This window comes from Pseudobutyrivibrio sp. (genome assembly GCF_015057185.1).
GTDB lineage: Bacteria > Bacillota > Clostridia > Lachnospirales > Lachnospiraceae > Pseudobutyrivibrio.
The window spans coordinates 40,674-66,830 of record NZ_SVEV01000012.1 but is presented as its reverse complement, the minus strand read 5'-3'; the positions used below and the strand labels follow the sequence as shown (position 1 = coordinate 66,830).

At 38.6% G+C, this 26,157-nt stretch carries 23 protein-coding genes; 15 read left to right on the top strand and 8 right to left on the bottom strand.

Annotated elements, in window-relative coordinates; all coding sequences use genetic code 11:
* The first annotated feature begins 52 nt into the window (after nt 1-52).
* Together E7276_RS06510 and E7276_RS06505 are read left to right on the top strand one after the other, a co-directional pair.
* The gene (locus tag E7276_RS06510) at nt 53-1,264 is read left to right on the top strand and encodes a class I SAM-dependent rRNA methyltransferase (protein WP_294215251.1); all 1,212 of its coding nucleotides are present in this window, start codon (nt 53-55) and stop codon (nt 1,262-1,264) included.
* A gap of 113 nt (nt 1,265-1,377) precedes the next feature.
* Nucleotides 1,378-2,325 (top strand): L-lactate dehydrogenase, encoded by a 948-nt coding sequence (locus E7276_RS06505; protein WP_294215248.1) that lies wholly within the window; start codon nt 1,378-1,380, stop codon nt 2,323-2,325.
* Nucleotides 2,326-2,385: 60 nt separating this feature from the next.
* On the opposite strand, the gene E7276_RS06500 is transcribed toward E7276_RS06505, so the two are convergent.
* Nucleotides 2,386-3,468 carry a PTS transporter subunit IIC gene (locus E7276_RS06500; protein WP_294215245.1) on the bottom strand — a complete coding sequence of 361 codons (1,083 nt, stop codon included), beginning with the start codon at nt 3,466-3,468 and terminating at the stop codon, nt 2,386-2,388.
* A 195-nt stretch (nt 3,469-3,663) separates the two neighbouring features.
* On the opposite strand from E7276_RS06500, the gene E7276_RS06495 reads away from it, so the two are divergent.
* The 5 genes from E7276_RS06495 (at nt 3,664) to E7276_RS06475 (ending at nt 8,158) form a co-directional block, all read left to right on the top strand.
* Nucleotides 3,664-4,476 (top strand): flagellin, encoded by an 813-nt coding sequence (locus tag E7276_RS06495; protein WP_294215243.1) that lies wholly within the window; start codon nt 3,664-3,666, stop codon nt 4,474-4,476.
* A gap of 161 nt (nt 4,477-4,637) precedes the next feature.
* Nucleotides 4,638-6,353: a methyl-accepting chemotaxis protein gene (locus tag E7276_RS06490; protein WP_294215240.1), complete on the top strand. Its 1,716-nt coding sequence runs from the start codon at nt 4,638-4,640 to the stop codon at nt 6,351-6,353.
* A gap of 105 nt (nt 6,354-6,458) precedes the next feature.
* A complete protein-coding gene (locus E7276_RS06485) occupies nt 6,459-7,325 on the top strand; it encodes an NAD(P)/FAD-dependent oxidoreductase (protein ID WP_294215238.1) in 867 nt (288 codons plus the stop codon).
* A 54-nt stretch (nt 7,326-7,379) separates the two neighbouring features.
* Nucleotides 7,380-7,691: a thioredoxin gene (gene trxA / locus E7276_RS06480; RefSeq protein WP_294215232.1), complete on the top strand. Its 312-nt coding sequence runs from the start codon at nt 7,380-7,382 to the stop codon at nt 7,689-7,691.
* Nucleotides 7,692-7,714: 23 nt separating this feature from the next.
* Nucleotides 7,715-8,158, top strand: coding sequence for a MarR family winged helix-turn-helix transcriptional regulator (locus E7276_RS06475; RefSeq protein ID WP_294215229.1), 444 nt, complete (start codon nt 7,715-7,717; stop codon nt 8,156-8,158).
* Here E7276_RS06475 and E7276_RS06470 read toward each other — a convergent pair.
* On the bottom strand, nt 8,155-9,339 hold the full coding sequence (locus E7276_RS06470) for a hypothetical protein (protein WP_294215226.1): 1,185 nt from the start codon (nt 9,337-9,339) through the stop codon (nt 8,155-8,157). The genes E7276_RS06475 and E7276_RS06470 overlap by 4 nt on opposite strands.
* A gap of 9 nt (nt 9,340-9,348) precedes the next feature.
* Nucleotides 9,349-10,296 (bottom strand): tetratricopeptide repeat protein, encoded by a 948-nt coding sequence (locus E7276_RS06465; RefSeq protein WP_294215224.1) that lies wholly within the window; start codon nt 10,294-10,296, stop codon nt 9,349-9,351.
* Nucleotides 10,297-10,463: 167 nt separating this feature from the next.
* Here E7276_RS06465 and E7276_RS06460 point away from each other — a divergent pair, with 167 nt between their 5' ends.
* Both E7276_RS06460 and E7276_RS06455 read left to right on the top strand, forming a co-directional pair.
* Nucleotides 10,464-12,803 (top strand): hybrid sensor histidine kinase/response regulator, encoded by a 2,340-nt coding sequence (locus E7276_RS06460; protein ID WP_294215221.1) that lies wholly within the window; start codon nt 10,464-10,466, stop codon nt 12,801-12,803.
* Between the two features lie 27 nt (nt 12,804-12,830).
* Nucleotides 12,831-13,073 (top strand): hypothetical protein, encoded by a 243-nt coding sequence (locus E7276_RS06455; protein WP_294215219.1) that lies wholly within the window; start codon nt 12,831-12,833, stop codon nt 13,071-13,073.
* A 62-nt stretch (nt 13,074-13,135) separates the two neighbouring features.
* Here the strand turns inward: E7276_RS06455 and E7276_RS06450 are convergent, their stop codons facing one another.
* Nucleotides 13,136-13,591: an acyl-CoA thioesterase gene (locus E7276_RS06450; protein WP_294215216.1), complete on the bottom strand. Its 456-nt coding sequence runs from the start codon at nt 13,589-13,591 to the stop codon at nt 13,136-13,138.
* A gap of 1,171 nt (nt 13,592-14,762) precedes the next feature.
* Between E7276_RS06450 and E7276_RS06445 the strand changes: the two genes are divergently transcribed.
* Both E7276_RS06445 and E7276_RS06440 read left to right on the top strand, forming a co-directional pair.
* Nucleotides 14,763-16,085 (top strand): zinc ribbon domain-containing protein, encoded by a 1,323-nt coding sequence (locus E7276_RS06445; protein WP_294215213.1) that lies wholly within the window; start codon nt 14,763-14,765, stop codon nt 16,083-16,085.
* 85 nt (nt 16,086-16,170) lie between these two features.
* The gene (locus tag E7276_RS06440) at nt 16,171-17,511 is read left to right on the top strand and encodes a butyryl-CoA:acetate CoA-transferase (RefSeq protein ID WP_294215210.1); all 1,341 of its coding nucleotides are present in this window, start codon (nt 16,171-16,173) and stop codon (nt 17,509-17,511) included.
* 101 nt (nt 17,512-17,612) lie between these two features.
* Here the strand turns inward: E7276_RS06440 and E7276_RS06435 are convergent, their stop codons facing one another.
* From E7276_RS06435 to E7276_RS06420, 4 genes are all read right to left on the bottom strand, one after another.
* The gene (locus tag E7276_RS06435) at nt 17,613-18,587 is read right to left on the bottom strand and encodes a glycoside hydrolase family 43 protein (protein ID WP_294215208.1); all 975 of its coding nucleotides are present in this window, start codon (nt 18,585-18,587) and stop codon (nt 17,613-17,615) included.
* Nucleotides 18,588-18,598: 11 nt separating this feature from the next.
* Nucleotides 18,599-19,426 (bottom strand): carbohydrate ABC transporter permease, encoded by an 828-nt coding sequence (locus tag E7276_RS06430; RefSeq protein ID WP_294215207.1) that lies wholly within the window; start codon nt 19,424-19,426, stop codon nt 18,599-18,601.
* 16 nt (nt 19,427-19,442) lie between these two features.
* Nucleotides 19,443-20,348: a carbohydrate ABC transporter permease gene (locus E7276_RS06425; protein WP_294215204.1), complete on the bottom strand. Its 906-nt coding sequence runs from the start codon at nt 20,346-20,348 to the stop codon at nt 19,443-19,445.
* A 96-nt stretch (nt 20,349-20,444) separates the two neighbouring features.
* Nucleotides 20,445-21,746: an ABC transporter substrate-binding protein gene (locus tag E7276_RS06420; protein ID WP_294215202.1), complete on the bottom strand. Its 1,302-nt coding sequence runs from the start codon at nt 21,744-21,746 to the stop codon at nt 20,445-20,447.
* Nucleotides 21,747-22,112: 366 nt separating this feature from the next.
* On the opposite strand from E7276_RS06420, the gene E7276_RS06415 reads away from it, so the two are divergent.
* The 4 genes from E7276_RS06415 to sdaAA all read left to right on the top strand — a co-directional run bounded on the left by E7276_RS06415 (nt 22,113) and on the right by sdaAA (nt 26,150).
* The gene (locus E7276_RS06415) at nt 22,113-22,994 is read left to right on the top strand and encodes an AraC family transcriptional regulator (RefSeq protein ID WP_294215199.1); all 882 of its coding nucleotides are present in this window, start codon (nt 22,113-22,115) and stop codon (nt 22,992-22,994) included.
* Nucleotides 22,991-24,541 carry a sialate O-acetylesterase gene (locus E7276_RS06410; RefSeq protein ID WP_294215194.1) on the top strand — a complete coding sequence of 517 codons (1,551 nt, stop codon included), beginning with the start codon at nt 22,991-22,993 and terminating at the stop codon, nt 24,539-24,541. The genes E7276_RS06415 and E7276_RS06410 overlap by 4 nt, the downstream gene beginning before the upstream one ends.
* Before the next feature lie 66 nt (nt 24,542-24,607).
* Entirely contained in the window at nt 24,608-25,264 is a 657-nt protein-coding gene (gene sdaAB / locus E7276_RS06405) for an L-serine ammonia-lyase, iron-sulfur-dependent subunit beta (protein ID WP_294215192.1), read from the top strand.
* Between the two features lie 13 nt (nt 25,265-25,277).
* Nucleotides 25,278-26,150, top strand: coding sequence for an L-serine ammonia-lyase, iron-sulfur-dependent, subunit alpha (gene sdaAA, locus E7276_RS06400; protein WP_294215190.1), 873 nt, complete (start codon nt 25,278-25,280; stop codon nt 26,148-26,150).
* Nucleotides 26,151-26,157: the final 7 nt, after the last annotated feature.

The window sequence follows — 26,157 nt, the reverse complement described above, 5'->3', positions numbered from 1 at the left end:
TTTTTTGATATGATAGTACTAGATTTTTATTGTGAGATTAAAGGAGTTATAAATGGCAGAAGCAATTATTACATTGAAAAAGGGAGAAGGTCGTACTATCAAGGCAGGAGGCGCTTGGATTTTTGATAATGAGATTGATAGTGTGATGGGGACTTTTGAAAATGGAGATATTGTTGTTGTCCATGACTTTGATGGGTATATGATGGGGCGTGGTTTTATCAACACTAATTCTAAAATCAGAGTTCGTATGATGACCCGTGACAAGGAACAGTTAATAGATGATGATTTTATTCGTATGCGTGTTAAGAATGCATGGGAATATCGTAAATCCGTATTACTTGAGCAGGATTTGAATTGCTGTAGAGTGATTTTTGGAGAGGCAGATTTCTTGCCAGGGCTTGTTATTGATAAATATGATGATGTTCTTGTTGTAGAGTCTCTTGCACTTGGTATCGATAGATTCAAATTAAAGATTGTAGATTTCCTTAAGGAAATGTTGATAGCTGACGGATTTAGCGTTCGTGGCGTGTATGAGCGCAGCGATGCAGCAGTTCGCAAAAAAGAAGGCTTGGCTCCATACAAGGGATTTATCGGGGATGAGTTTGATACCAATGTAGAAATCGTTGAGAATGGTGTTCACTACATGGTTGACGTTGTTAATGGACAAAAAACAGGATTCTTCCTTGATCAGAAATACAATAGACTTTCTATCCAGAGATTGTGCAAGGGTAAGAGGGTGCTTGACTGCTTTACACATATGGGTACATTTGCTCTCAATGCAGGTCTTGGCGGTGCAGCAGAGGTCACAGGTCTAGATATCTCCGAGTTTGCAGTATCACAGGCTACCGCAAATGCGAAGCTAAATGGACTTGATTCTACTGTAAAGTTCAAGCAGGCAAATGTTTTAGATGAGCTACCAAAGCTTGCAGAGGCTGGTGAGAAATATGACGTAGTTATTCTTGATCCACCTGCATTTACCAAATCTCGTGAGGCAACTAAAAATGCCATGAAGGGATACCGTGAGATTAACATGAAGGGACTTAAGCTCGTAAAGGACGGAGGATACCTTGCTACCTGCTCATGCTCACACTTCATGACACAGGATTTATTTATCAAGGTAATTGGGCAGGCAGCAAAAGCAGCTCACAAGCGTCTTCGTCAGGTAGAGTTCCGTACACAGGCTCCAGACCATCCAATCCTCTGGGCAGCAGATGAGAGCTACTATCTTAAGTTCTTGACCTTCCAGGTTGTGGATGAGAAATAGAGATAATGATAAATATTCTCAGTCAAAATGTTGTTAGAACCACACACAACATAGAATTTACATGGTAGGATATACTTGTAATTAAGAAAGAGAATCATAAAGGAGGACTTAGAATGGGTACTTTAAATGAAAGAAAAGTTGCTGTTGTAGGTTGTGGTTTTGTTGGATCAGCTTCAGCCTTTGCTTTGATGGAGAGCGGATTGTTCTCGGAGATGGTACTAATTGATGTGAATCAGGAAAAGGCTGAGGGTGAAGCATTAGATATCAGCCATGGTCTTCCTTTTGCAAAGCCTATGCAGATTTATGCAGGGGATTATAAGGATGCTGCTGATGCAGCAGTTGTGGTTGTAACAGCAGGTGCTGGACAAAAGCCAGGGGAGACTAGACTTGATTTAGTTAAAAAGAATGTAGGAATTTTCAAATCAATTATTCCTGAGATTGCCAAGTACAATAAGGATGGTATTTTACTTATCGTTGCTAATCCGGTTGATATTCTTACATACGCAGCTGCAAAGCTTAGCGGTTTCCCAGAGAATAGAGTGTTTGGCTCAGGAACAGTTCTTGATACAGCAAGACTTAAATATTTGCTTGGTGAGCATCTAGAAATCGATAGCCGTTCAGTTCATGCATTTATTATTGGTGAGCACGGGGACAGTGAGATAGCTGCATGGTCTAGTGCTAATGTTTCAGGTATCCCACTAAATGATTTCTGTGAGATGAGAGGACATTTTGACCACGAAAATTCTATGAAGAGAATTGCTGATGATGTTAAAAACAGTGCCTATGGAATCATCGAGAAAAAGGGTGCCACATATTACGGCATCGCAATGAGTGTTCGTAGAATTTGCGAGGCTATTATCAGAGATGAGAAATCAATCCTTCCTATCTCTAGCATTCAGCATGGAGATTTTGGCATTGATGGAGTAGCACTTAGTATGCCTGCTATTGTTGGTAGAGAGGGCGTGCTTGGTTCAGTTCCAATCAACCTCAGCGATGATGAAATTAAAGCATTGCAGGAATCAGCAAATACTTTAAAGAAAGTAATTGATGAGGCATTGTAATATTAAAGTAAAAAGGCTTTCCCTGATAAGAGTGGGAAAGCCTTTCCTATATCTATAATATTAATCTAATTTCATATCACCTTCATGTACCCAACCAAGCTTCATAGCCACCATATTAAAGAGTGGACATAAAACAGCTGGAAGGACGAAGCATATGAGAATGAGTCCTGCCCAGTCGAAGCCTGTGATTGCAGCCTTTGTGCCGGCAGCAACATCGTTAACCCAACCAGTGTAGACACCAATCTGTCCAACAAGGCCGCAGGTTCCCATACCAGATGAAACGGCAGCGCCATTCATTTCCATTTTAAATAGACATGTTGCAATAGGACCTGTGATGGCAGAACAAAGAATTGGCGAAATCCAAATGCGTGGGTTCTTGATGATGTTTGGCATTTGAAGCATAGAAGTTCCGATGCCTTGTGAAATGAGTCCACCAACTTTGTTTTCCTTGAAACTCATTACAGCAAATCCAACCATCTGAGCGCAACATCCTGCAACAGCAGCACCACCGGCCAAACCAGTGAGGGAAAGTGCAGCACAAATTGCAGCAGATGAAATAGGAAGTGTAAGTGCAATACCAACGATTACAGAAACAAGGACACCCATGATAAATGGCTGCTTTGTAGTAGCCCACATAATAAGTGTACCTACTGAGCTGGCAGCTTTGCCAAGGGCAGGTGCCCACCATGCGGCAAGTGCAATACCTACAGCAATAGTAACAAGTGGTGTAACTAAAATATCTATTTTGGTCTCCTTTGAAACTGCTTTACCTATTTCTGCAGCAATAATTGCAATGAATAAAACTGCAAGTGGTCCGCCAGCACCACCAAGAGCATTAGATGCAAAACCAACTGAAATTAATGAGAATAATACAAGTGGAGGTGCCTGAAGAGCATATCCAATGGCAACTGCCATAGCAGGACCACTCATTGCAACAGCAAGACCACCTACTGTATATTCAACACCGGCTACAACAGCAACAGGTGTAGTTAGAAATCCTATATTGAATTGTGTTCCTACTGTATTGATGATTGTACCAATGAGCAGAGAACAGAATAGACCCTGTGCCATTGCACCAAGGGCATCTATTAAATATCGTTTAACAGATATTTCGATGTTTTTTCTTTTTAAAAATTCTTTCATACATTTTCTCCTCTATTTTTATCAGTGCTGATGCACACAAGTAGTATTTTAAACGATTCCTAGATACTGTGCAATTGAACTTCACAAAACAATCACGTGACATAATATAAACTAGGTGTTATAATTTAGACAGAAAATGAGATGATATTGCAACATATAACGATTATTCAACGAAGAGGATTGGAGTGAGGTAATATGGTAGTTCAATCTAATATTAATACTGCAAAATATCAGAATTCGATTAATAACATGAAGACCACAGAGCATCAGCAGAAAAAGGCTAGCAAAGAGCTTTCTACTGGTAAAAAGGTCAATACAGCTGCTGACGATGCAGTGGCTCTTTCAATATCACAGAAGCTTTTAAAGGAAGCTCAGTCATTATCCACAGGCAGCAAGAATATTTCATATGGTATAGATGCCACTAATATCGCTGATGGTGCTTTATCTAATATTTCTGATTCTTTAGGAGATATTGAGCAAAACACAGTTCGTGCCATGAATGGTTTGTATTCAGACAGTGATAGAGCTATCCTTCAGGAGGCAAATGAGCAGAGCGTAGCCACAATCAATCAGACTATCAACCAGGCTCAGTATAATGGCAAGAATCTTTTGGATGGTTCATCTGGAGATATTAGCATTTACACTGGTACAGCCAGCATGTCTATCACAGAAACTGATGCTAGGGCTGTTGCTAATCAGTTAGAGAATTTTGACGTATCTGGAAATCCTGATACTATCTCTACTAGCGCTATTGATAGCACATCTGATGCTATTAATTCAATGCGTAGCCAGATTGGTGCCCAGACCAACGGTCTTGAGGCTGCATATTCTGTTAATAACAATACAGAGGAGAATATTACCTCTGCACAGGCAGCTAAGGAGGATGCTGATTTCTATAAGTCAGTGACTAAAATGAAGTCAAGCGGTATCGTTGGAGCTGCTCAGAACATGGCTTTAAAAAATCAAATGAATAGTGAAGAGAACTTAGTTCAGAAGCTTTTACAGTAGTGAATTCAATGTTTAACTCCTAGGTCTTGTGCCTAGGAGTTTTTTTAGGCGATTAGGATTTAATTTATTCAAAGAAATGTGTTGATTTTTTCACGGAAATGACATACATGGTGTTTACAATAGAATCGCTTAGTGTGTTTATTTTTTAAAGGAGTCAATATATGGAAGAGAAAACAAATAGAACCGAATTCAATATTCACTCAATTCTAGTTAAGATTTTAGCTCTTGTTATTATCAGTGTTGTTGCCTTTATATTGCTAAATATGTTTTATATTGTGCCACAGGCTAAGAAGACCATTCAGACAGTTAATGAGCATAATATGCAGGATTTAGCTACACTTAGTGCTGAAATTGTTGAGCTTGATGTTGCTGATAAAGGCGAAGCAGCTGCAACATATGAAAACCTAAAGCCTATCTTTGACGGGAAAGGACTTAATGGCATTGATTCAAGCTACATATACGTAATTAATAATGAAGGAACCTTTTTATATCATAAAAAGGAAGACAAGATAGGTACTAAGGTTACAAATGCTGCAATCAACGAGTTAATTTCGAAAATTCAGGCTGGTTCTAGCTATGAGCCTGCAGGTATTTCAAGCTACGTTGATGAGAACGGAGTTAAGAAATACAGTGCTTATAAAGTAATAGAATCTAACGGATGGGTATGCGTTTGTGTTGCTGATGACAAAGAAATAATGGCAGAGATTAACCAAATTAAAACCTTAGGGTTTTTATTCTCTATCATAGTTGGTGTTGTAGTTCTTGTTATTGGTGTAATTTCAGCCAAGGGTATTACAAATCCAATTCGAATTGTTACATCTGTAATTGAAAATGTTGGGCACTTAGACTTTTCGGCTAATGATTCCATTGAACACCTTGTGCACAAGAAGGATGAGACAGGCGTCATGGCTCGTGCAGTTGATCGCATGGAACAGAGTCTTAGAGATATTGTTGAAAGAATTGCCAGCACATCTGTTGATTTAGAGGGACATGCACTTAGATTAAAAGATATCACTATGGATATAGATTCTGCTAATGCGGACAATTCTGCCACATCTGAAGAGCTTGCAGCTAGCATGCAGGAGACATCAGCTACAACAGATGTTATCAGCGAGAGAACTACATCCATAAAAGAAAATGCAGAAGTTATTGCTGAAGAGGCAAAAAATGGTGCTGAAAATGCTAAGGAAATCAAACAGAAGGCTAATGGCGTATACGATGATACGGTTGTAGCTAAACAGAAGAACGAGCGTATTTACGATGAAATCAATAGCCAGAGTCAGGTGGCTTTGGAGAAATCAAAGGCTGTTGAGAAGATTAATGATTTGGCAGTTGCTATTCAGGATATTGCAAGCCAGACCAACTTGCTTGCTCTTAATGCCTCTATAGAAGCAGCTCGCGCTGGTGAGGCAGGCAGGGGATTTGCTGTAGTTGCTACAGAAATTGGTGGATTGGCTACACAGTCAAGCGACACAGTTGCCGGTATTATGGAAATTGTGGCCGAGGTACAGGATTCAGTTTCATCTATGAATCAGTGTCTCAAAAGAACAATGGACTACATCGAAAACGATGTTGCCTCTGATTATGAGTCATTCCTAAAAATGGCAGACGATTATAGGCTTGATGCTGAGCATTTCTCAGAAACAATGGATAATATTTCAGAGAAGATTGATGAATTACAGGAATCAACTACTGAGATTTCACAGTCTGTTGAAGAAATATCAAGAACTGTAGGTGAGGCTGCTGCAGCCGTAACAACTGTAGCTGAGAAGGCAACTGATGTTGCAAACCTTTCAGATGGAGTAGTGAAAGTAGTAGGAGAGACTGAAGCAAACTCTGATGAGCTTAGAGAAATCAAGGATTCATTTACTATTTAAAAAATAAAAAATCCACTATTGACAAACACAATTAGATTGTGTACAATCAAATCATAAGAAAGGGTTGTACACAATCTTTTATCTGTCATAGTGGAGGTTATTAAGATGGAAAGATTTGATATTGCAATTATTGGAACAGGTCCTGCTGGTTTAGAGGCAGCTATTACAGCAAAAGTAAGAAATAAAACAGTTCTTTTACTTGGCAGCAGCAACACATCAGACAAGGTTGCTAAGGCTCATACAATACAGAATTATTTGGGATTACCAAACATTCCTGGAGCTGACATGGCTAAAACATTTTTAGATCATGCTAAGTCAATGGGCGTAGAGATTACTGATGACAAGGTTAATGCAGTATATTCAATGGGTGATTATTTTGCATTACAGTGCCACGGTGGTGATTACGAGGCCAAATCAGTTATCGTAGCTGCTGGAATGAGCGCTATGAAGCCTTTTCCAGGAGAAATGGAAAATTTAGGTAGAGGTGTTAGCTACTGCGCTACATGCGATGCTGCATTATACAAAGGAAAGACAGCAATCATCATTGCTTATTCTGAAGCTGATGAAGAAGAGGCAAAGTTCCTTGCAGAGAGAGCAGAGAGTGTTACATATTTACCACAGTATGAATATGTAGGAAAGCTTGGCGGTAATATCAAAGTTGAGCTTGACGTTAAACCAGCTGCTATTGTTCGACAGGAAACTGGATATGCACTGGAGACTGATGGTGATACATATACAGCTGATGGTGTATTCATATTAAGAGAGCAGGTTGCTCCATCGCAGCTTGTTCCAGGACTTACAATGGATGGTAATCATGTTCAGGTAGACAGATCTATGGCTACCAATATCAAGGGATTATACGCTTGTGGTGATATCACAGGTACACCTTATCAGTATATTAAAGCTGCAGGTGAAGGAAATGTAGCTGCACTTTCAGCAGTATCTTATCTTGCAAGCCTAAATAATAAATAATAAACTAATATTACAATTTAATTTGATAAAATTTGAAAGGAGATATATATTATTATGGTAAAGAAAATTACAACAGAAGAATTCAATTCAATGGATAAATCAGGAGTTTCAGTTTTAGATTTCAACGCTACTTGGTGTGGACCATGCAAGATGCTTGCACCTGTACTTGAGACTGTATCTGAGGAGTTAGCAGGTAAGGCTAATTTCTACAGTGTTGATACAGATGAGAATCCAGATCTTGCTAGAGAATATGGGATAATGAACATTCCTGCTCTCGTTGTCTTGAAGGATGGAGAGAAAGTAGACATGAATGTTGGATTCGTACCAAAGGAAGCTATCGTCGATTTCGTGTCTAAAAACTTATAATTAAATTAAGAGGTGAGTATATAATGGGCGATAAATTTGATTGCTTAAAAATTTCAAATCAGCTTTGTTTTCCGCTTTACGCGTGTTCAAAAGAAATAGTAAAGAGATATAAGCCATACTTGGATCCACTTGATCTTACATACACCCAGTACATTACTATGATGGTTGTTTGGGAAGAAAAGGAAATTACAGTAAAGGCCCTTGGAGAAAAGCTATTCCTTGATTCAGGTACATTAACACCTGTTCTTAAAAAACTTGAGCAAAAGGGATTTGTTAAGCGAATCAGATCTAAGGATGATGAGAGAAATCTCATTATTACATTGACATCAGAAGGAGAAGCATTAAAAAAGCAGGCATCAGCGATACCTGCTAAGATGGGCAAATGTGTTTGTCTTACTGCCGAAGAATCAAAACAACTTTATGCTATTCTCTACAAGATATTAGGTAAATTTGAATCCGAAGACTAATTCAAAATATCAAGTATATCTACATTTTTACGAGCTTGTAATATGACATCGTCTACGAAAGAGGCGGTGTCATTTTTTATTGTAGCCCAATCAATGACTTCTACACCAGAAAGGTCAACGCCTGCACTCTCAAAAACGTCATCCATAGTATCTTCTGAATTGATTCTACATTTAATAAGACCTTCAGCTAAAACCTCTTTGTCGTGACAGATTGTAATATCTGAAACCTCGAGTTTGATATATTCGTCATTTGTATTTAAATAACCATTACAATCCATGGAGTAGGTCTGACCATCTGCCATGGTATAAGTAATATTATTCGTGTAAGCGTTAGTATAATTATTCTCGCCGTTTCTTTTTATAGTGACAGTAACAGATTCATCGTCAGGAAGAGGAGAGTAAATCTCCATAGTGCTACAGTTGTTTCCGTAGAAAGCAATATAGGCACCCTCTGTTTTGTATGATAAATCAAATACAACCTTTCTAGTGTGATTGTATTTATCAAGGAAAAGAGAGAGCTTTATGTCATGATCAGGTGGTTCTGCACCTAGCAAATCCCATATGAAATCACCTTCGCCTTCAGGAACAACAATGCTGTATTCATTGCTCTCTGTTCCATCTTCATCAACATATATTTGATCAGTTTTTTTAATGTCGATTTTTTGTACGAAGTTCCAGATGTTCTTTTTATTGTTGTGGAACCATTCCTGGGTAATGTCGTTATTAAGGTTTGGTGCTTGCTGGAACAAATTCTCACCTGTGTCAAAACCATAGGAAATATCACCTAACATTGGTGCAACCAAGTAGATGGTATCGTCATCAGCATAAACATCCAATTCTCCAACATTTAAAACTAACACAGTAAGGTCAGATTGGCATGAAAATTTTTCCTGCGAAACGGAACGCTCACCCTGGATGCTTCCGCTAACAGAATAAGGAAAACCCTTAACCCTTTTAATGTATGCAGTACCTGAATAACTAATATCAGAGTTGGTATAATTTCTGAATAAGTCCTTCAAGTCAATTCCATAAGCCAGATAGTCTGGGCTAGTAAGCGTAGACTCAGAGAAGTCGATGATAGAAGCCAAAACTCTGATGGAAGGATTTGAGTCCAGTTCTGCTTTAGTAAAAAGAACTAATGCAAATATGATTATTATTAGGATTTGTCTTTTTTTCTTCATAATAAACAATTATAGTAATTCGATTGGAGTATCTGCAATAGACAAAGCGATTGCAGTGTCCATCTCTAATAGATGTTTATTTGCTTCTGTATTGCGCAGTGAAATAGAGTTTTCTGCATAATCAACGCAGACCTGATGGTATTTTTCTTCCTCGCCGCTGGCCTTGTATACCATCATGTAAAGCTTCGTAGCTTCTAGTATCAGATAGTAGTTTCCTGCAATAGTTCCGTAGGATTTCAAGTTGGCAGCCACAGCCTCAGCTCGGGAGAATTCCTTCATGCTACAGAAGGTCTCAACCAACAATTTTAAATCTGCTAGATAATCATTGATATTAATTCCATAGCTTTGAATCGTTGATACTAGCTGGTCAATATTGTCATATACATATTGGTTATCACCGATTTTATGATGGAGACTTGCATTAAGTACAGAGATGCTCAAATCATGATTGTGCAAATCGTTTTTCTGGGCAATTTCCATGGCTCGTTTCAAATAGAGCTCAGCCTCGTTGTACCTATTTATATGTAGATAGGCATAGGCTAAATTAAGGCAAGCAACTAGATAAGGCTTTGGTTGGTTATCAAATTCAGTGCCATGGTCTTCCAAATCCTGTAATGCCATTTTGCCATAATTGACAGCGCTATCATAATCACCTAATACCATGTAACGATTACAGATTATGGTGTAAAAATAATGCTTTGCCCCTTTGATTTTATATTTATCTATGTAGTTCAATGCATCAAGGCACTTATATAGCATTTTTGAGTCAAAGGCCATAATGCCATAGGAAATTGCAAGACCGCGTAGTGTCATTATGTATTGGTGATGTTCCTGCAATTCTTCATAAATTGATTTGGCCATATTATAGTTGTCTATAGCTGCTTCAATATCATTGGCCTGAAGCAAACTATTTCCCTTATCATAATATTCCTTTGCGATTTGTTCAGAACTTGCCATAATGTGTCCTCCATAAAATCCACTAACTAGGCTTATTATAGGAAAAAATTGTGACTATTTTCGTAATTTGTTGTTTTAGCACCAGCATAAATTTATAATAATATTAGTATTGTGCTAAACACAGGGGAGTATTACTGGATAGAAACTAACGATTTGGGGAGTGAGATATGAAAAAAACTAGTAGCTTTGTTTATGAAATGGTTGTGTCCATAGGGGTAATGCTATTTATTTTTGTAATAGTGCTCCTATTGATTGGAGAACAGCTTTTACCAGATGAACGTAACTATGTACCGCTAGATTACAGTACCTACTGCGAAGGGTGGACTAGAGTATACCAGGATGGAACCCGGGAACAAATAGAAATTCCAGGAAGCTACACACCTGAGACGGGTGCTGATTTTGTAATAGAAAATACAATTCAAATGCCTGAGGGCAATGATTTATACATGACCTTCAATTCTGCCAAGCAGGATGTTGAAGTTTTTGTGGATGGAAGCTGGAGATATGGTTATTCCACAGCAGAAACTAGACTCTTTGGTAGCAACAGCCCAGGTATTGCCTTGTTTATACCTTTGTACCAAGAGGATAATGGGAAAACTATCTCAATAAGATTTTCTGGATCAAATAATTACTCTGGTGTTCTAGATGAAATTGCTATAGGTACACAGACGGGAATCATTAGAACAATATATGACAAAGAGCGGTATACGCTGCTGCTTACACTGTTTTTGATTGTACTAGGTCTTATAGCATTTATTATTGGTATTTCGGTGAGAATTGCCTACAAAAAGCTAATACCTCTTTTCTTTGCCGGCTGGTCGGTTATTTGTGCAGGCATATGGTCCTTAGCTGAATCCGCTTGTAGACAGTTTTTTGTGCCGAATATTTCTTTGATTTCATATATGACATATTTGAGCCTAATCATGCTGGCTTTTGCTGTTGCTTTGTATTTTGATCGGCTTCAAGAGGGAAGATATCGAATCCCTTATTTGATATTAGCGGTGCTATCTATTTTCGTAGCTGTTGCTGGTTTGATATTACAATTCGCAAACGAAACTGACTTAAGCGGCATTTTACCATTTGCTTTTATTGCACTTGGATTGATAATGGCTTTTTATTTCATTACTGTTATTCCAGATTTCATTCAAGGACGAGTTAGAAAATATTTCATGGAATTTGTAGGCATACTTGGTGCTATGGCGGCAGGTGTATTGCAAATGTATGTTTATAAGGTATACAAGCCTATGTCCATGAACGGAATTATCTTGATAATAGGTTTGATATTTATGATTTCCATGTCTTATTTTAGGGCCCTTAGGGAAATTAGACAGATGGAAAGAGATATATTTGCAGCAGTTCAAGCCCAAGATGCCAGCACAGCATTTTTAACTAGAATGTCCCATGAAATGCGAACTCCTATCAATGCAATTTTGGGCATGAACAAAATGATTCTTCGAGAAAGCCGAGAAGTAAAAATTCTTGATTATGCTCGAGATGTTAACAGCGCTGGAAACTATCTACTAGGAATAGTTAACGAGGTCTTAGATCTGGCCAAGGTAAACGCTGGCAAGATAGAAATCGTTGTGGATGACTACGATTTGATTGACATGGTAAGAGAGTGCTATTCTCTTGTTCGACCAAGAGCCAAGGCTAACAGGCTTTCATTCGAGGTAGACATGAGCGACGTTCTCCCAGCAAGGCTTCGTGGTGACAAAGAGCGTATAATTCAGGTGACAACCAATTTGCTTACAAATGCAGTAAAGTACACTCCAGAGGGTCGAATTACACTTTCCATAAACGGCAATATTATGGGTGGAAAGCTGATGCTATGTATAGCGGTTTCTGATACAGGAATTGGTATTGCAGAAGAAAATATTCCATATTTGTTTGACTCCTTCAAGCGTGTTGGCGAATTCCATAACAGCAAAATCGAAGGAACAGGCTTGGGGCTCACTATTACAAAGCAGCTAATTGAACTGATGGATGGTACCATTTCAGTAGAATCAGAGCTTGGAAAGGGCACTACCTTTACTGTTGTTATTCCACAGGAAATTAGAACGGTTGAGCCATGTGGCATATTCTCTATGGGACCAAATGGTGACAGACGTGTGGCAGATAGACAGGAAGTATTTGACATTATTGGTAAGATACTTGTTGTGGATGATGTGGCCATCAACCTTAGAGTATTTACCATGCTTCTTAGCAACACAGACGTGGTTGTGGATACAGCTATCAGTGGTAGCGAAGCAATAGAAAAGATTAAGCGAAACAAATACGATTTGATTTTCATTGACCACCTAATGCCTGGTATGGATGGTGTAGAATTGAAAACAATCATCGATAGCTTAGAGAACAATCCTAATAAGGACACTCCACTTATTATGCAAACAGCTAATGCTGTAGTAGGTGCAAAAGAGGAGTACGAAAAGCTTGGATTTGTAGATTACATAGCAAAGCCTATCAAGGAAGAGGAGTTGCGAAAACTATTGCGTAAGTATATGATATAAACAACAGATTGATAAGGAGATAATATCATGGGATTTAATCCAGCAGATTTATTTAGAGTAAAGTCAGCAGCTACAAAATTTAATGCAAATCATCCAAAGCTGCTTCCGTTTTTTGCAGCAACAAAGGATAAGGCAATGACTCCTGGTTCTGTTATAGAAATCGCTATCACAGATCCAAATGGAGAGAAAATCGAGACAAACCTTCGTGTACAGGAATCAGATGTAGAGTTTATAAATCTACTTCTTGAGATTGGTGCAAAAGGACAATAATAACTAAAGAATTGATTAAGAGCCCTTGGAGAAATCCAAGGGCTCATTTTAATATGTATTGGTTATTTAAACTCAAAGAATTTAGTGTCTAGTTCTGGATAGGCACGTTTCATAGAGATAGGTGTGCCTGATTTATTAACAAAGCAATGGGTAGTTCGTGCTATAGCTCGGTCTTCACCAGTGACTTTATCGTATATACGATATGCTATTTCCATATTATGACCATCGTATGACAACAGTTTTGTGTCGATAATAACAGTCTCGTCGAATTTAATACTGCTACGGTATTCGATGGATTGTGAGATGACAGGAGAACTGATTTCCATATCAAGCATCTGCTTGAATCCAAGCCCCATCTGATCCATTAAATCCATACGGGCATCCTCGAGCCAGTTCAAATAATTATTAGGATGAATTATACCCTGTTGATCTGTTTCATGATATTTTGTGTGATGCTCAAAAGGGGTAATATTAAGCTGCCTCTTAGCACCAGCAATTTCTATTTCTTGTTTTGCCATAGTCTTACCTCCTGATGAATAATCTAAAATTATTATACCACTAAATTTGATATTTGTATTTTATGCGTTGGAAATATTAGATGTCACAAATGATTCTAAGAATATAATACGAGCGAGTGGCACTTAGAAGTGCCTCTCGTTTTTGGGGGAATCATATAAAATACTATGATGACTACTAGATTTAATCAAAATAGGGATTCTCTCAGGCTTGTGTGGCATAACTAGAAAGCCGAAAAACAATCCTACGTGGATAATAATATGATGAAGATGTATCCACGTAGTGATTTGGATTATTTTTCATTTTTGTGATCTAAAGAGGGATATATTATAGATAATCACACTCAAAATATAAATAATGTATAATAAAATAACAGAGATAATACACACAGAGCTTGAATTATAAATTATTTACGTGTATAGCAGTTGGATAGTGGATTATCCACGTAGTACTGAAAAAAAATTCGATTGTAAAGTCTATAAAATCTGAAGTGAATAGATATTTCGTGTCAACGGATGACCAGCGAGACACGAAAAAATGAAGGGGATTAGAAAATTCGTGTCAGCCTAAGTCCGGCGGGACACGAAAAAATGAAGGGGATTATGAATTTCGTGTCAGCCTAAGTCCGGCGGGACACGAAAAAAGAAGTAAGGTGGAAATTTCGTGTCAACGGATGACCAGCGGGACACGAAAAAATGAAGGGAATTAGAAATTACGTGTCAACGGATGATCAAAGAGGCACGTAAAAATAAAGTAAAGTAGAAATTTCGTGTCAACGGATGACCGGAGAGACACGAAAAAATGAAGGTGATTAGAAAATTCGTGTCAACGGATGACCAGCGGGACACGAAAAAATGAAGGAAATTAGAAATTACGTGTCAACGGATGATCAAAGAGGCACGTAAAAATAAAGTAAAGTAGAAATTTCGTGTCAACGGATGACCGGAGAGACACGAAAAAATGAAGGTGATTAGAAGTTTCGTGTCAACGGATGACCAAAGAGACACGTAAAAAAGAAGTAAAGTAGAAATTTCGTGTCAACCGGAGGTCAGCAAGACACGCGGAGACCTTAGAAGGTTATATTGGGCTCGAAAGTGGTTCTTTGGACTGATATAATATGGGATAGAGCTTCGACAAATAAATATGGATTATAGTGGAGAATGATTAATAGAGATGATATGTAAAAACTGCGGGAAAGAAATAGAAGATGGGCATTTGATGTGTCCTAGCTGTGGGGCACTTGTAGATATTTCATCCATGAGTTTTTCTGGAATTAACTGGGGGAACGAGGCTAATCAAAGTATTGCAAGTCAGGTGGAAGTCCCAAAAATCCCAGTTGTAGAGCCTAGGCAAGATACCATTGTAAAAACTCAGATAGACTCTGTAAAAATAGATGTTGATACCACAAAAGTGAATGTCATAAAAAAGACCGCCGCACAGAATGATGTAACACAGAATGATGCAGCACAAATAGAAGCAGTACAAAAGCTTGCTACTGTTTTAAATCTGATTCGTGAAAAGAAAATAGCTGAAATACAGGCTGCGGTAAAAGCTAGAAACAATGGTGAAGGAATAGTCGCAAGCAAGGTGGAGAGAGTAGCTGAAATTCCGCCCGAAGTAGATTTGCAGCATCAGCTATTTAGTATGCTAGGACATCAGCTAAGTCAAGAAGATCTTGAAGGAAAACTACGAGAAGAACATGAAAAACTACTTCATGAAGAGCGTGAAAGACAACTTCAAGAAGAACTAAAACAATGGAGAGCAAAAAGGGAAGCTTCACAACAAAGGTGGCGTGAAGAACAAGGGAGACAAGCTTCACAACAAAGGTGGCGTGAACAGCAAGAAAGACAAGCTAAGAGAAGAGAAGAAGAGAAACGACAAGCATTAGAAAATATAAAACGAGAAAGACTGGAGAAAAATAGAATTGAGCAAGAGCAGGCTGCCGCTGACCCTCCAAGTTCTATTAGCAAATTAAAAACAAAAATATCAGATAAGTGGAATGGCTTATTTTACGGAATGTCCGAGGGGGAAAAGACTGTTAGGATAATTAAATTTGTGCTAATTATTGTTATGGCGATTCTAGCATATTTCGCAGAAAAGGATAGAGAGTATCATTCCTATGAACAGGCTCATAAACGATGGGAAGTAGTAGAAAAAGGACTTGAGAATTATCATCCAGAAGATGAACTGGATGACAAATTAAAGTCTCTTCTTAACGGACAGCCACCGTCTGGATTTACGGTATATGAAGATATGTTTGAGGAGCAAGGGCAAGAAGATGTAAATCAAACAGAAGAACAAGCGCAACCAGAGGATGAAACAGAATCGGAAGGTCAAGCTCAATCAGAGGATGAAACAGAATCGGAAGGTCAAGCGCAATCAGAGGACGAAACAGAATCAGAAGACGAGACACCGCTAGAGGACGAAACACAAGCAGAAGAACAAGAACAAACAGAGGACCAGATACAAGATAATTCTCAGGGCGAGGATTATTAGGAGAATGACATAAAACAATTGAAGCGGGGAATAATAAGTGGTAAAATTTACATAATTGATAATTTTTTAACGAGCGGAGGTTAATATGGATTTTCAAGCAGAATACAAGAAAAAGCTTACTACTGCAGCAGAGGCTGTCAAAGTAGTAAAAAGCGGTGATTGGGTTGATTACGGTTGGTGCACTGGCACACCAGATGCTTTGGACAAAGCATTAGCTGCACGTACAGATGAGCTCAAGGATGTAAAGGTTCGTGGTGGTATCCTTATGAAGATGCCAGCTATCTTTGAGAGAGAAGATGCAGCAGAGCACTTCACATGGAATTCATGGCACATGGGTGGTTTAGAGAGAAAGCTTGTTGCAAAGGGCTGTTCATTCTATGCACCTATCAGATACTCTGAGCTTCCTAGATACTACCGTGATCATATCGAGCCAAACGATGTTCTTATGATTCAGACTACTACAATGGATAATCATGGCTATTTCAACTTTGGACCTAATGCATCACATCTTATGGCTGCTGTTGAGAAGTCAAAGCATATTATTGTAGAGGTAAATGAGAATATGCCTCGTTGCCTTGGTGGTTTTGAGGAAGGTATCCACATTTCAAAGGTTGATGCAATCGTTGAAGGTGATAATCCAGCTATTGCAGAGATGGGCGCAGGCGGAGCTCCTACAGATGTTGATAAGGCTGTTGCAAAGCTTATCGTTGAGGAGATTCCAAATGGTGCATGCTTACAGCTTGGTATAGGTGGTATGCCAAATACTGTAGGTGCTATGATTGCAGAGTCAGATCTTAAGGATCTTGGCGTTCATACAGAGATGTATGTTGATGCATTTGTTGATATTGCAAAGGCAGGTAAGATTACTGGCGCAAAGAAAAATATCGATAGATTCCGTCAGACATATGCTTTCGGTGCTGGTACAAAGAAGATGTACGACTACATGGATGAGAATCCAGAGCTTATGAGTGCACCAGTTGATTATACAAATGATATTCGTCAGATTTCAGCACTTGATAATTTCATTTCTATTAACAATGCTGTTGATGTAGATTTATTTGGTCAGATTAATGCAGAGTCTGCTGGAACAAAGCATATTTCAGGAGCAGGCGGACAGCTTGATTTCGTACTTGGTGCTTACCTTTCAAATGGCGGAAAGAGCTTTGTATGTCTTTCTTCTACATTCACAACAAAGGATGGTACTGTAAAGAGCCGTATTCGTCCTACACTTGCAGAGGGTTCTATCGTAACTGATACTCGTGCAAACACACATTATCTTGTTACTGAGTATGGTAAGGTTTGCCTCAAGGGACTTTCAGCTTGGGAGAGAGCAGAGAAAATTATCTCAATCGCTCATCCTGATTTCCGTGATGAGTTAATCGCTGAGGCTGAGAAGATGCACATTTGGAGACGCTCTAATAAATAATTGATATTAATTCAAAAATAATACGCCCCATATATTAGATTTGCTTCTAATATATGGGGCGTTTTTTGATACCTAATAGATGAATAAGTGTATTATTTTCATTATTTATATTCAGGTGTTATTGTTTGAATGCTGCCGTCGTCGTTGTATTTCAACTCACAGTATTTAACACATCGACGGTGGTTGATTCCACCTGAATATTCACTATCGTGATAGAACAGATACCATTTACCATGATATTCAACTATTGAGTGATGTGTGGTCCATCCAATTACCGGCTCAAGGATAATTCCTTGATAGGTAAATGGACCGAGAGGGTTGTCGCTGGTTGCATAAGCTATTTTATGGGTTGTACCGGTAGAATAGGAGAAATAGTATTTCCCGTTATACTTATGCATCCATGGACCTTCGAAATATCGTCTATCCTCGTCACCGGCTAATAGAGGGGAACCGTTTTCGTCGAGGATTTTTATGTCTAGAGGCGAGCCTTCAAAACCGCTCATATCTGATTTCATAATGCCGCATTTAGGGAACACGGCTGGTTCATTTTTAGGAGGTTCTGTTCCGTTTTTATCGAATGAACCGGTTCTGTATTTTTCAAGCTGACCGCCCCAAAGACCGCCAAAGTAGATGTAGACCTTTCCATCGTCATCCTTGAAGGAACAAGGATCAATACTAAAGCTTCCTTCAATATAGTTGTCTCTAGGAGTGAAAGGCCCCTCAGGATTTTTACTTTCTGCTATACCAATTCTAAAGTTTCCTTCCTTGTCTCTAGCAGGAAAGACGAGATAATAGGTATCGTTTGTGAAAACTACATCAGGAGCCCACATTTGTTCGCTTACCCAAGGAACTTGGTCCTGATGTAAAGCTTCACCATGATCTATTACTTCGTCGCTATTTTCATCCATTGAAAGAATGTGATAATCTGCCATCTGATATTCATCACCATTGTCATTATCTTCGCCATTATGTGGAATATCGTGTGATGGATAAATGTAAATTTTGTCGTTAAAAACGTGTGCAGATGGATCTGCAGTAAAAATGTGAGTAACTAGTGGTGTGTTTTGTTTTTTCATGATTTCTCCCCTTAACCCTTGACTGCTCCAGCTGTCAAGCCATCAACAATCTGGTTAGAGAAAGCACAATAAACAATGATTGTTGGAATGATTGCGATGATGATAGCTGCAAACATTTGAGTGTAGTTAGTGTTATATGGTCCGACAAATTTTGAAAGGGAAACAGGTAATGTTTTCTTCATATCGTCGGATATGAATACCATTGCAAGTAAGAGTTCGTTCCAGTTGCCTACAAATGTCATAAGACCAGTTACAAAGAGACCTGTTTTTCCAAGAGGAAGGCACACTTTGAAGAAAATCTGGTAAATTGTAGCTCCATCGATACAAGCACTCTCAATTAATTCATTTGGCAAGCTTTCAAAGAAGCCAACCATGATAAATATTGTTACCGGCAGTGCAAATGTTACATAAGGTATTATCAGTCCCACGAGACTATCTGAAAGTCCCATTTTTGAAAAGCGAGAGTATAGTGGGATTAATACACAGTGTACTGGAATCATCATTCCAAGAAGGAAGTATGTAAGCGAAAGCTTTGAGAACTTCCAACGAAGTCTAGCGATTCCAAATGCAGCCATTGAGCCAATAATCATACTTAAAATAAGTGATGATACACAAACTATAAATGAGTTAAGTGTTGCTATACCAAGTTTTCCGGCTGTCCATGCAAAAGTAAAGTTGTCAAAGGTTGGGGCAGCAGGTAAACCAAATGGGTTGTCATATATTTCAGCATTTTCTTTGAATGAAACTAATAATACCCAAAGCAGTGGTGCTAAATATAAGATTGCCACTAAAACTAGAAATATATAAATTACTATTCTAATTGGACGTATTTTTTTCATGTCTTAAAATCTCCTTTTACATCTCATATTGTTCTGTCTTAACAACCTTGTTGATAAAACCAGTTGTGATTAGGCAGAGAATTAATAAAACTACACCAATTGCACTTGAGTATCCAAAGTGGTTGTATTTAAAGCCTTGAGTATAGAGATGTGTTGCAAGGACTTCAGTTCTGTGGTTTGGACCACCTTCCGTCATGTTAAATACCAAATCGAAGAATTTAAGAGAACCAATAGCGTTTAATGACATTGCTGTAGCAACCATAGGTCTGATAAGTGGAAGAGTAATGTATCTAAAACTCTTTGCTTTGCTACAACCATCGATATAGCTGGCTTCGTAAAGGGATTTGCTGATACCAGATATCTGTGCCATGTAAAGCATCATTGATTGTCCAACGTACTGCCATAAAGAAACAAATCCGATAACCCACATTGGAAGAACGATGAAGCCTTTTGTATCCATTAACCAAAGTGGACCATTTTTAACGAAATCTGTTACTCCAAGGGTCTCAATAAGTTTGTTGATACCAAACTTAGGGCTGAAGATGAACATCCACAAAAGACCCAAGGCAGCTGAAGAAAGAACACAAGGTAAGTAAATGATATTCTTAAATAGGTTTCTTCCTTTATCTATGTTTGTTAAAAGGCCTGCAAAGAATAAGCCCATAACTAGCTGAGTTACACATGAGAAAATTAAAAAGAACAGTGAGTTCTTAAGAGCAATTAAAAATGTATCGTCTTTTAATAAAGCTGCGTAGTTTTTTAATCCAACAAATTTTGGACCAGTTAAAGATGTTGCTTCATATTCACATAATGAATAGATAACTGATTGAACAATGGGAATAAACAAAATAACTGTGAATAATATGATTCCTGGTGCCATAAAAATGATAATGGCTTTTTTATTTCGAAGTAATTTATCCATAATACACTGTTTCCTTCATCTAATAATGGTTAAAAAAATCGGGGCGCAGGCTCTTTGCGCCCCGAATATGAAAAAGAAATGAGAGAGAAGAATTCTCTACTGTCTGCAATTTTCGTTGTAGTAAGCTTCCATATCTGCGGCTGCTTCTGCTGGAGTCTTGTCTCCAAGGAATACTGCTACCATTTCATCATCAAAGTATGCACCTGTCTCTGTAGTAGGCATTGACTCGTTGTAGAATCCGAATGTTCCCTTAGCATTTGAGAATACATCCATTACATATGACAACTGTGCAGGAGCCTTTGAAGCATCATACTCAACATTTGTTACAGGAATCTTTCCACCAACTTCTGCTGTGTACTTCTGAGCTGTGTCATCTGTGAAGTACTTAAGAAGTGCTACACAAGCCTCAGGGCTAGCTGTATCTTTGCTTACGCAAAGTGAATCAGACTTAGCAATGATTCTATCTACACCTGGGAACTGGAATACGCCACACTTAGACTCGAATTCAGGAGCAGAACCGTTGATCTGGCCAATTGCCCATGAACCCTGAATAAGGATAGCTGCTTCTTCGTTGTAGAAGTTTGCTGTAGCTACGTCGTTTGTATCACCAACAGCTGTTGGCTGGAAGTATTTAGAAAGCTCAAGGAGCTTGTTGCAAGCTGATTCAAGTTTGCCATCTTCCCAAGAAGCTGTGCCATCAGCAAGAGCAGCAAGGTCAACACCTTCTGACTCGCAAAGGTAACCAGCGATCATTGAGAGACACCATGCTGTACCACCAGAAACTGTTACAGGTGTGTAACCAGCAGCTTCAAGCTTTTCACATGCATCAAGCATTTCATCCCAGTTTGTAGGAACCTTTGCACCAGCAGCTTCGAACATCTCTGTGTTGTAGAAGCAGCAAGCAGCAGCAGTATTAAGTGGAATTGCATATACGCTTCCGTCATATGTCTGCTGTGAGAATACTGCATCACTTGTGAATGTGTCTTTCCATCCGTCCTGTGCAAGGTACTCATCTAAGTTCATGCAAAGACCATCTGCAGGAGCACATCCGCCAGGGATTACATAATCTGAAAGCTGAGGTCCTGGGCTACAGATAAATACGTCTGGAGCTTTGCCACCTTGGATTTCAGCATTAAGCTTTGTGTAGTACTCTTCAAGGTTTGTTGTAACAACATTTACGTGATACTTGCCTTCGTAATCCTTGTTGAATCTGTCGATAGTGTCTTTGTAACCGAGAGAGATTAAATCCTCTGTTGCGTTCAGGTCATCCCAGAACATAAATGTGATTTCTTCAACTCCATCAGCTGAAGTTGTTCCGCTGCTAGATGAGCCACAGCCAGTGAATAACGATGCGGCCATGAAAGCGGATAAGAGTGTTGCTAGAATCTTTCTTTTCATTACCTTCTCCTCCATTTTTAACTTAAGCTTTGGTTCATATTGTAAAAACGCCCTGTGAACCTTAGCCGGTTGTTTTGATAAAACTAATGTAGCACACAGAATGGACACAATCTTTACAATTGTTGTTTCTTGATTATCAATTCTTGCTGTGATTTAGGCCCCAACATTTAGTGTATTGGTTATGATTTATAGTTTGGATGTGTGTAATATGTGCAATATCTACAAAATAGGCTAAAATGGTGGCTAAATTTGTGGAAAAGTACTTGATTTTTAGGACAATAAGAGCAAAAATTATGAACGATTAATACTTCTAATTATTGCTTTTTACAATTTTTCGAAAGTGAAGGTGAAGGGGGATACGGAGTTATGATCGAAAATCTAGACGGAATTTTTGAAACCGTAAATTACAAGAAGCGAACTACATTAAAGCTATATGACAATGTAGAATATGAAGATTATCCAATGCATTGGCATCCTGCAATTGAGATAATAATGCCAACTGACAATTATTATACTCTGAATTTTGGCAATGCAGATGTTCTATTGGAAGAAGGGGATATATGCTTTGTTTGCCCTGGCTGTATTCATGCAATTGTTGCGCCAGAGACAGGAAGGCGAATTATTTTTCAACCTAACACAAACTTCCTTAGAAATATGAATGATATCGAATTGCTTCTTACATTGATGTCACCCTATACTATAGTAACACCGGAAAAATATCCTGATATTTATGATAGATTAAAAGAATTACTAATTTCCATTAGAGAAGAATATTTAGATGGCCAACCATTTTCAGAGGTAAGCATCTATAGCAAGGTTTTTGAAATTTTTGTGCTTTTAGGCAAAAAGCTTTCAGATAAAAATTTGGCAGATAAGGATGAAAACTTCGCAGCAAAGGAAGAATATGCGTCTGTTCTTTTGGATATCTGTAATTATATTAGTGAACACTGCTCAGAGGACTTAAAGCTTTCAGAAGTGGCAGACATGAGTGGCTTCAGTAAATTCTACTTTGAAAGATTGTTTAAACAGTTTACTGGAACTAGCTTTTATAAATATGTAAATCAAAAGAGAATAGCAAAAGCCCAGGAGCTTCTTATTGAACCTGGAAATTCAGTAACCGATGTTGCTTTAAGCTGTGGCTTTACTTCTATTTCTTCTTTTATAAGAATGTTTAAATTACAGAAAGGTTGTACGCCTACTGATTTTAAAAATATGTACTGGGAAATAAGGAGAGGAGAACAAAAATGACTAAATTGTCAGTAGCAGAGATTTTTAGTAAAGGAATGGTGCTTCAGCGCCAAAAGCCAATTGTGATATATGGCAAAGCCGAAAAGGGAGATAGGATAAGTGTAAGTATTTACAATTATCATGGCGTTCTTAAGGATGAAATATTTACTGTAGCGCAAGCCGATGAATGCTGGAAGGCTACTCTTGAGGCTATGGAAGCATCTATTGATAACAAAATTGTAGTAGAAAATACTAGCAGTCTAGAGACTATCGTTATTGAAAAGGTAAGCGTAGGTGAGGTATGGCTGGCTGGTGGTCAGTCCAATATGGAGTTCTTTAATAAGTATGATCAGGACTGGGATAAAACAAAAAAGCTTCCTGTAAATGAAAAGATTCATTTTTACAATGTTCCACAGAGAGCCTTTGAGGGCCATGTAAATCATAACGGACCTGGAAGGGATGGCTATGGTAAATGGCTCAGTGATCACGAAAAGGGATATGAGAATTTTTCAGCAATAGGATATATATTTGCAAGAAAAATCCAAGAAAAGCTCAATGTTCCAGTAGGCATTATTGGATGTAATTGGGGCGGTACAACAGCTAGTGCTTGGGTGCCTAAAAGCGTATTGGAGCCAGTTCCACTAAATCAGTATTTAAAGGAATATGATGAGGCTGTTAATTCCATTGACAAGCAGGAGCTTAAAGCAAAGAGCCTCAAGGCATGGGAAGAAATTGATGCACCAGAAGGCTACAAGAAGTTTGAGCGTTTTATATATGGGGAAGATAGAAAGACCCAGTTGGAATATATGATGAGCCAGGAAGGGGCACCAGCGGAAGTTCCTATGGGCCCATATAATGAGAATAGACCATGTGGACTCTATGGGACAATGCTTGAAAAGGTTATTCCTTATTCGATAAAGGGTGCCCTTTGGTACCAAGGCGAATCAGACGCAGGGGATAGGGCAAAGTACTACGATTTGCTTTTAAAAGGACTTATTGATTCATGGAGAAGTGCATGGAATGATGATTTCCCATTTATCGTGGCGCAGCTGGCTCCATTTAAGGAGTGGCTTGCCTGCACAAATGACGGATATTGTCTCGTACGTGAGCAGCAGCAAAAGGTTGCAGATACAGTAAAGGATGTTTATCTAACCTCTATTATGGATATAGGAAACTACTATGATATTCATCCAAAGGAAAAAGTAGAAGTAGGCAGAAGAATGTCTCTTCTTGCTCTAAAGCATGTATATGATGCTGCTGGTAACGTAAATGCGGATAATCCAAGGGTTAAAACCACTGCTAAAAATGAAAAAGAAATTGTCATTGAAATGGATAATGCTGACAATCTATCTATTTCAGGAGATACTACTTTATCAGTAAATGTTGATGGAAAGACTATTGTCCCTGAGTCTGTAAATGTAACAGCTAATAAAGTTGTTATCAAAATGAGTGATGACATATTAAATGCAAATTCAATAAATGTTTCCATGGGATGGGATGATTATGCTATTATAAATATTAAGAATGAGCAGGGATTACCAATTGCTCCATTCACAGTTGCTATATAGCAAAGGTTTTTGGTTTTCTTCAGAAAATCAAAAAGTCAAAATTATTAAATTCCATAAGGAGACAATATGAATTTATTCGACATAATAGGCCCTGTAATGGTTGGACCTTCTAGCTCCCATACAGCTGGTGCTGTTAAAATCGGCTTAGTGGGACGCAAGTTATTAGGAGAAGATGTTTCCAGCGCAAAAATATATTTGCATGGATCTTTTTTGAAGACGGGGAAAGGCCATGGAACTGATAGGGCTATTGTGGGAGGTTTGCTAGGACTTGAGGTTGATGATATCAACATTCCAAATAGCTTTGAAATTGCAAAGGAGCGAGGATTAGATTTTACCATTGAGGGAATGGATTTAGGTGAGGTACATCCTAATTCAGCTAAGCTTATTCTCAAAAGCTGTACTGGCAAGGAGCTAGAATTAATAGCATCCTCTTTAGGTGGAGGTCGAATTGAAGTTTGTGAGATAGACGGCGCAAATGTTAGATTTTCTGGGGAATACGCTACGTTAATTGTCCACAATCAGGATAGGCCAGGACTTGTTAATGAGGTTACTGGATTACTTGGAGAACGAGGAGTTAATATTGCCACTATGCAGCTCAACCGTAAAAGCAGAGGTGGAGATGCTGTAATGGTGCTAGAGTGTGATGACTGTGTTCCTGAGGATACATTGTCATGGCTGAAAAATCAGGATGGCATATTATCACTGGTATATTTTGGTAAGTAGAGGTTGACGATTAATGTACGATTCAATAGAAGAAATTTGTTTAAAAGAAGAGCAGTTAGGAATTCCTTTTTGGAAGCTTGTACAGAAGGATGACTGCAATGAGAGAGCGGTATCTGAGGATGACGCTTTTAAGGAAATGCTTAGCATGTATTCGGCTATGAAGGATTCCGATGCAGGCTATGATAAAAAGCAAAAGAGCAATAGTGGCTTAGTTGGTGGAGAAGCAGCAAAGCTACATGAATATATAGCCAGTGGCAAGTCTACTGTAGGTGATTTCGTAGGACTTGTTATGGAAAAGGCTCTTAAAATTGCTGAGAACAATGCATGTATGAAAAGAATTGTAGCTGCTCCTACAGCAGGTTCCTGCGGAGTGGTACCAGCTGTTTTCTTATCTTTACAGGAAAAATACGGATATTCAGACGAGAAAATGGTAGAGGCCTTGTATGTTGCCGCTGGAGTAGGAGGTGTTATAGCTTGCCGTGCTTCCTTGGCGGGAGCAGAAGGCGGATGTCAGGCAGAGATAGGTGCGGCTTCATCAATGGCGGCTGCTGGTATGGTATATCTACTTGGGGGCAATGGAAGACAGATTGGCAACGGTGCAGCCCTAGCATTAAAGAATTTATTGGGATTGGCTTGTGATCCTGTGGCAGGCTTGGTTGAGGTACCATGCGTCAAAAGAAATGTATGTGGTGCAGTAAATGCTGTTACTTCTGCTGAGCTTACTATGGCAGGAATAGAAAGCAGGATTCCTTCTGATGAGGTGTTCGATGCTATGAACCTTATTGGAAAGAGCATGAGTCCAACTATCAAGGAGACAGGCTTAGGCGGACTTGCTGCTACACCTACAGGAGTTACAATTAAAGAAAAAATGGAAGATAGAGCATAAATAATTT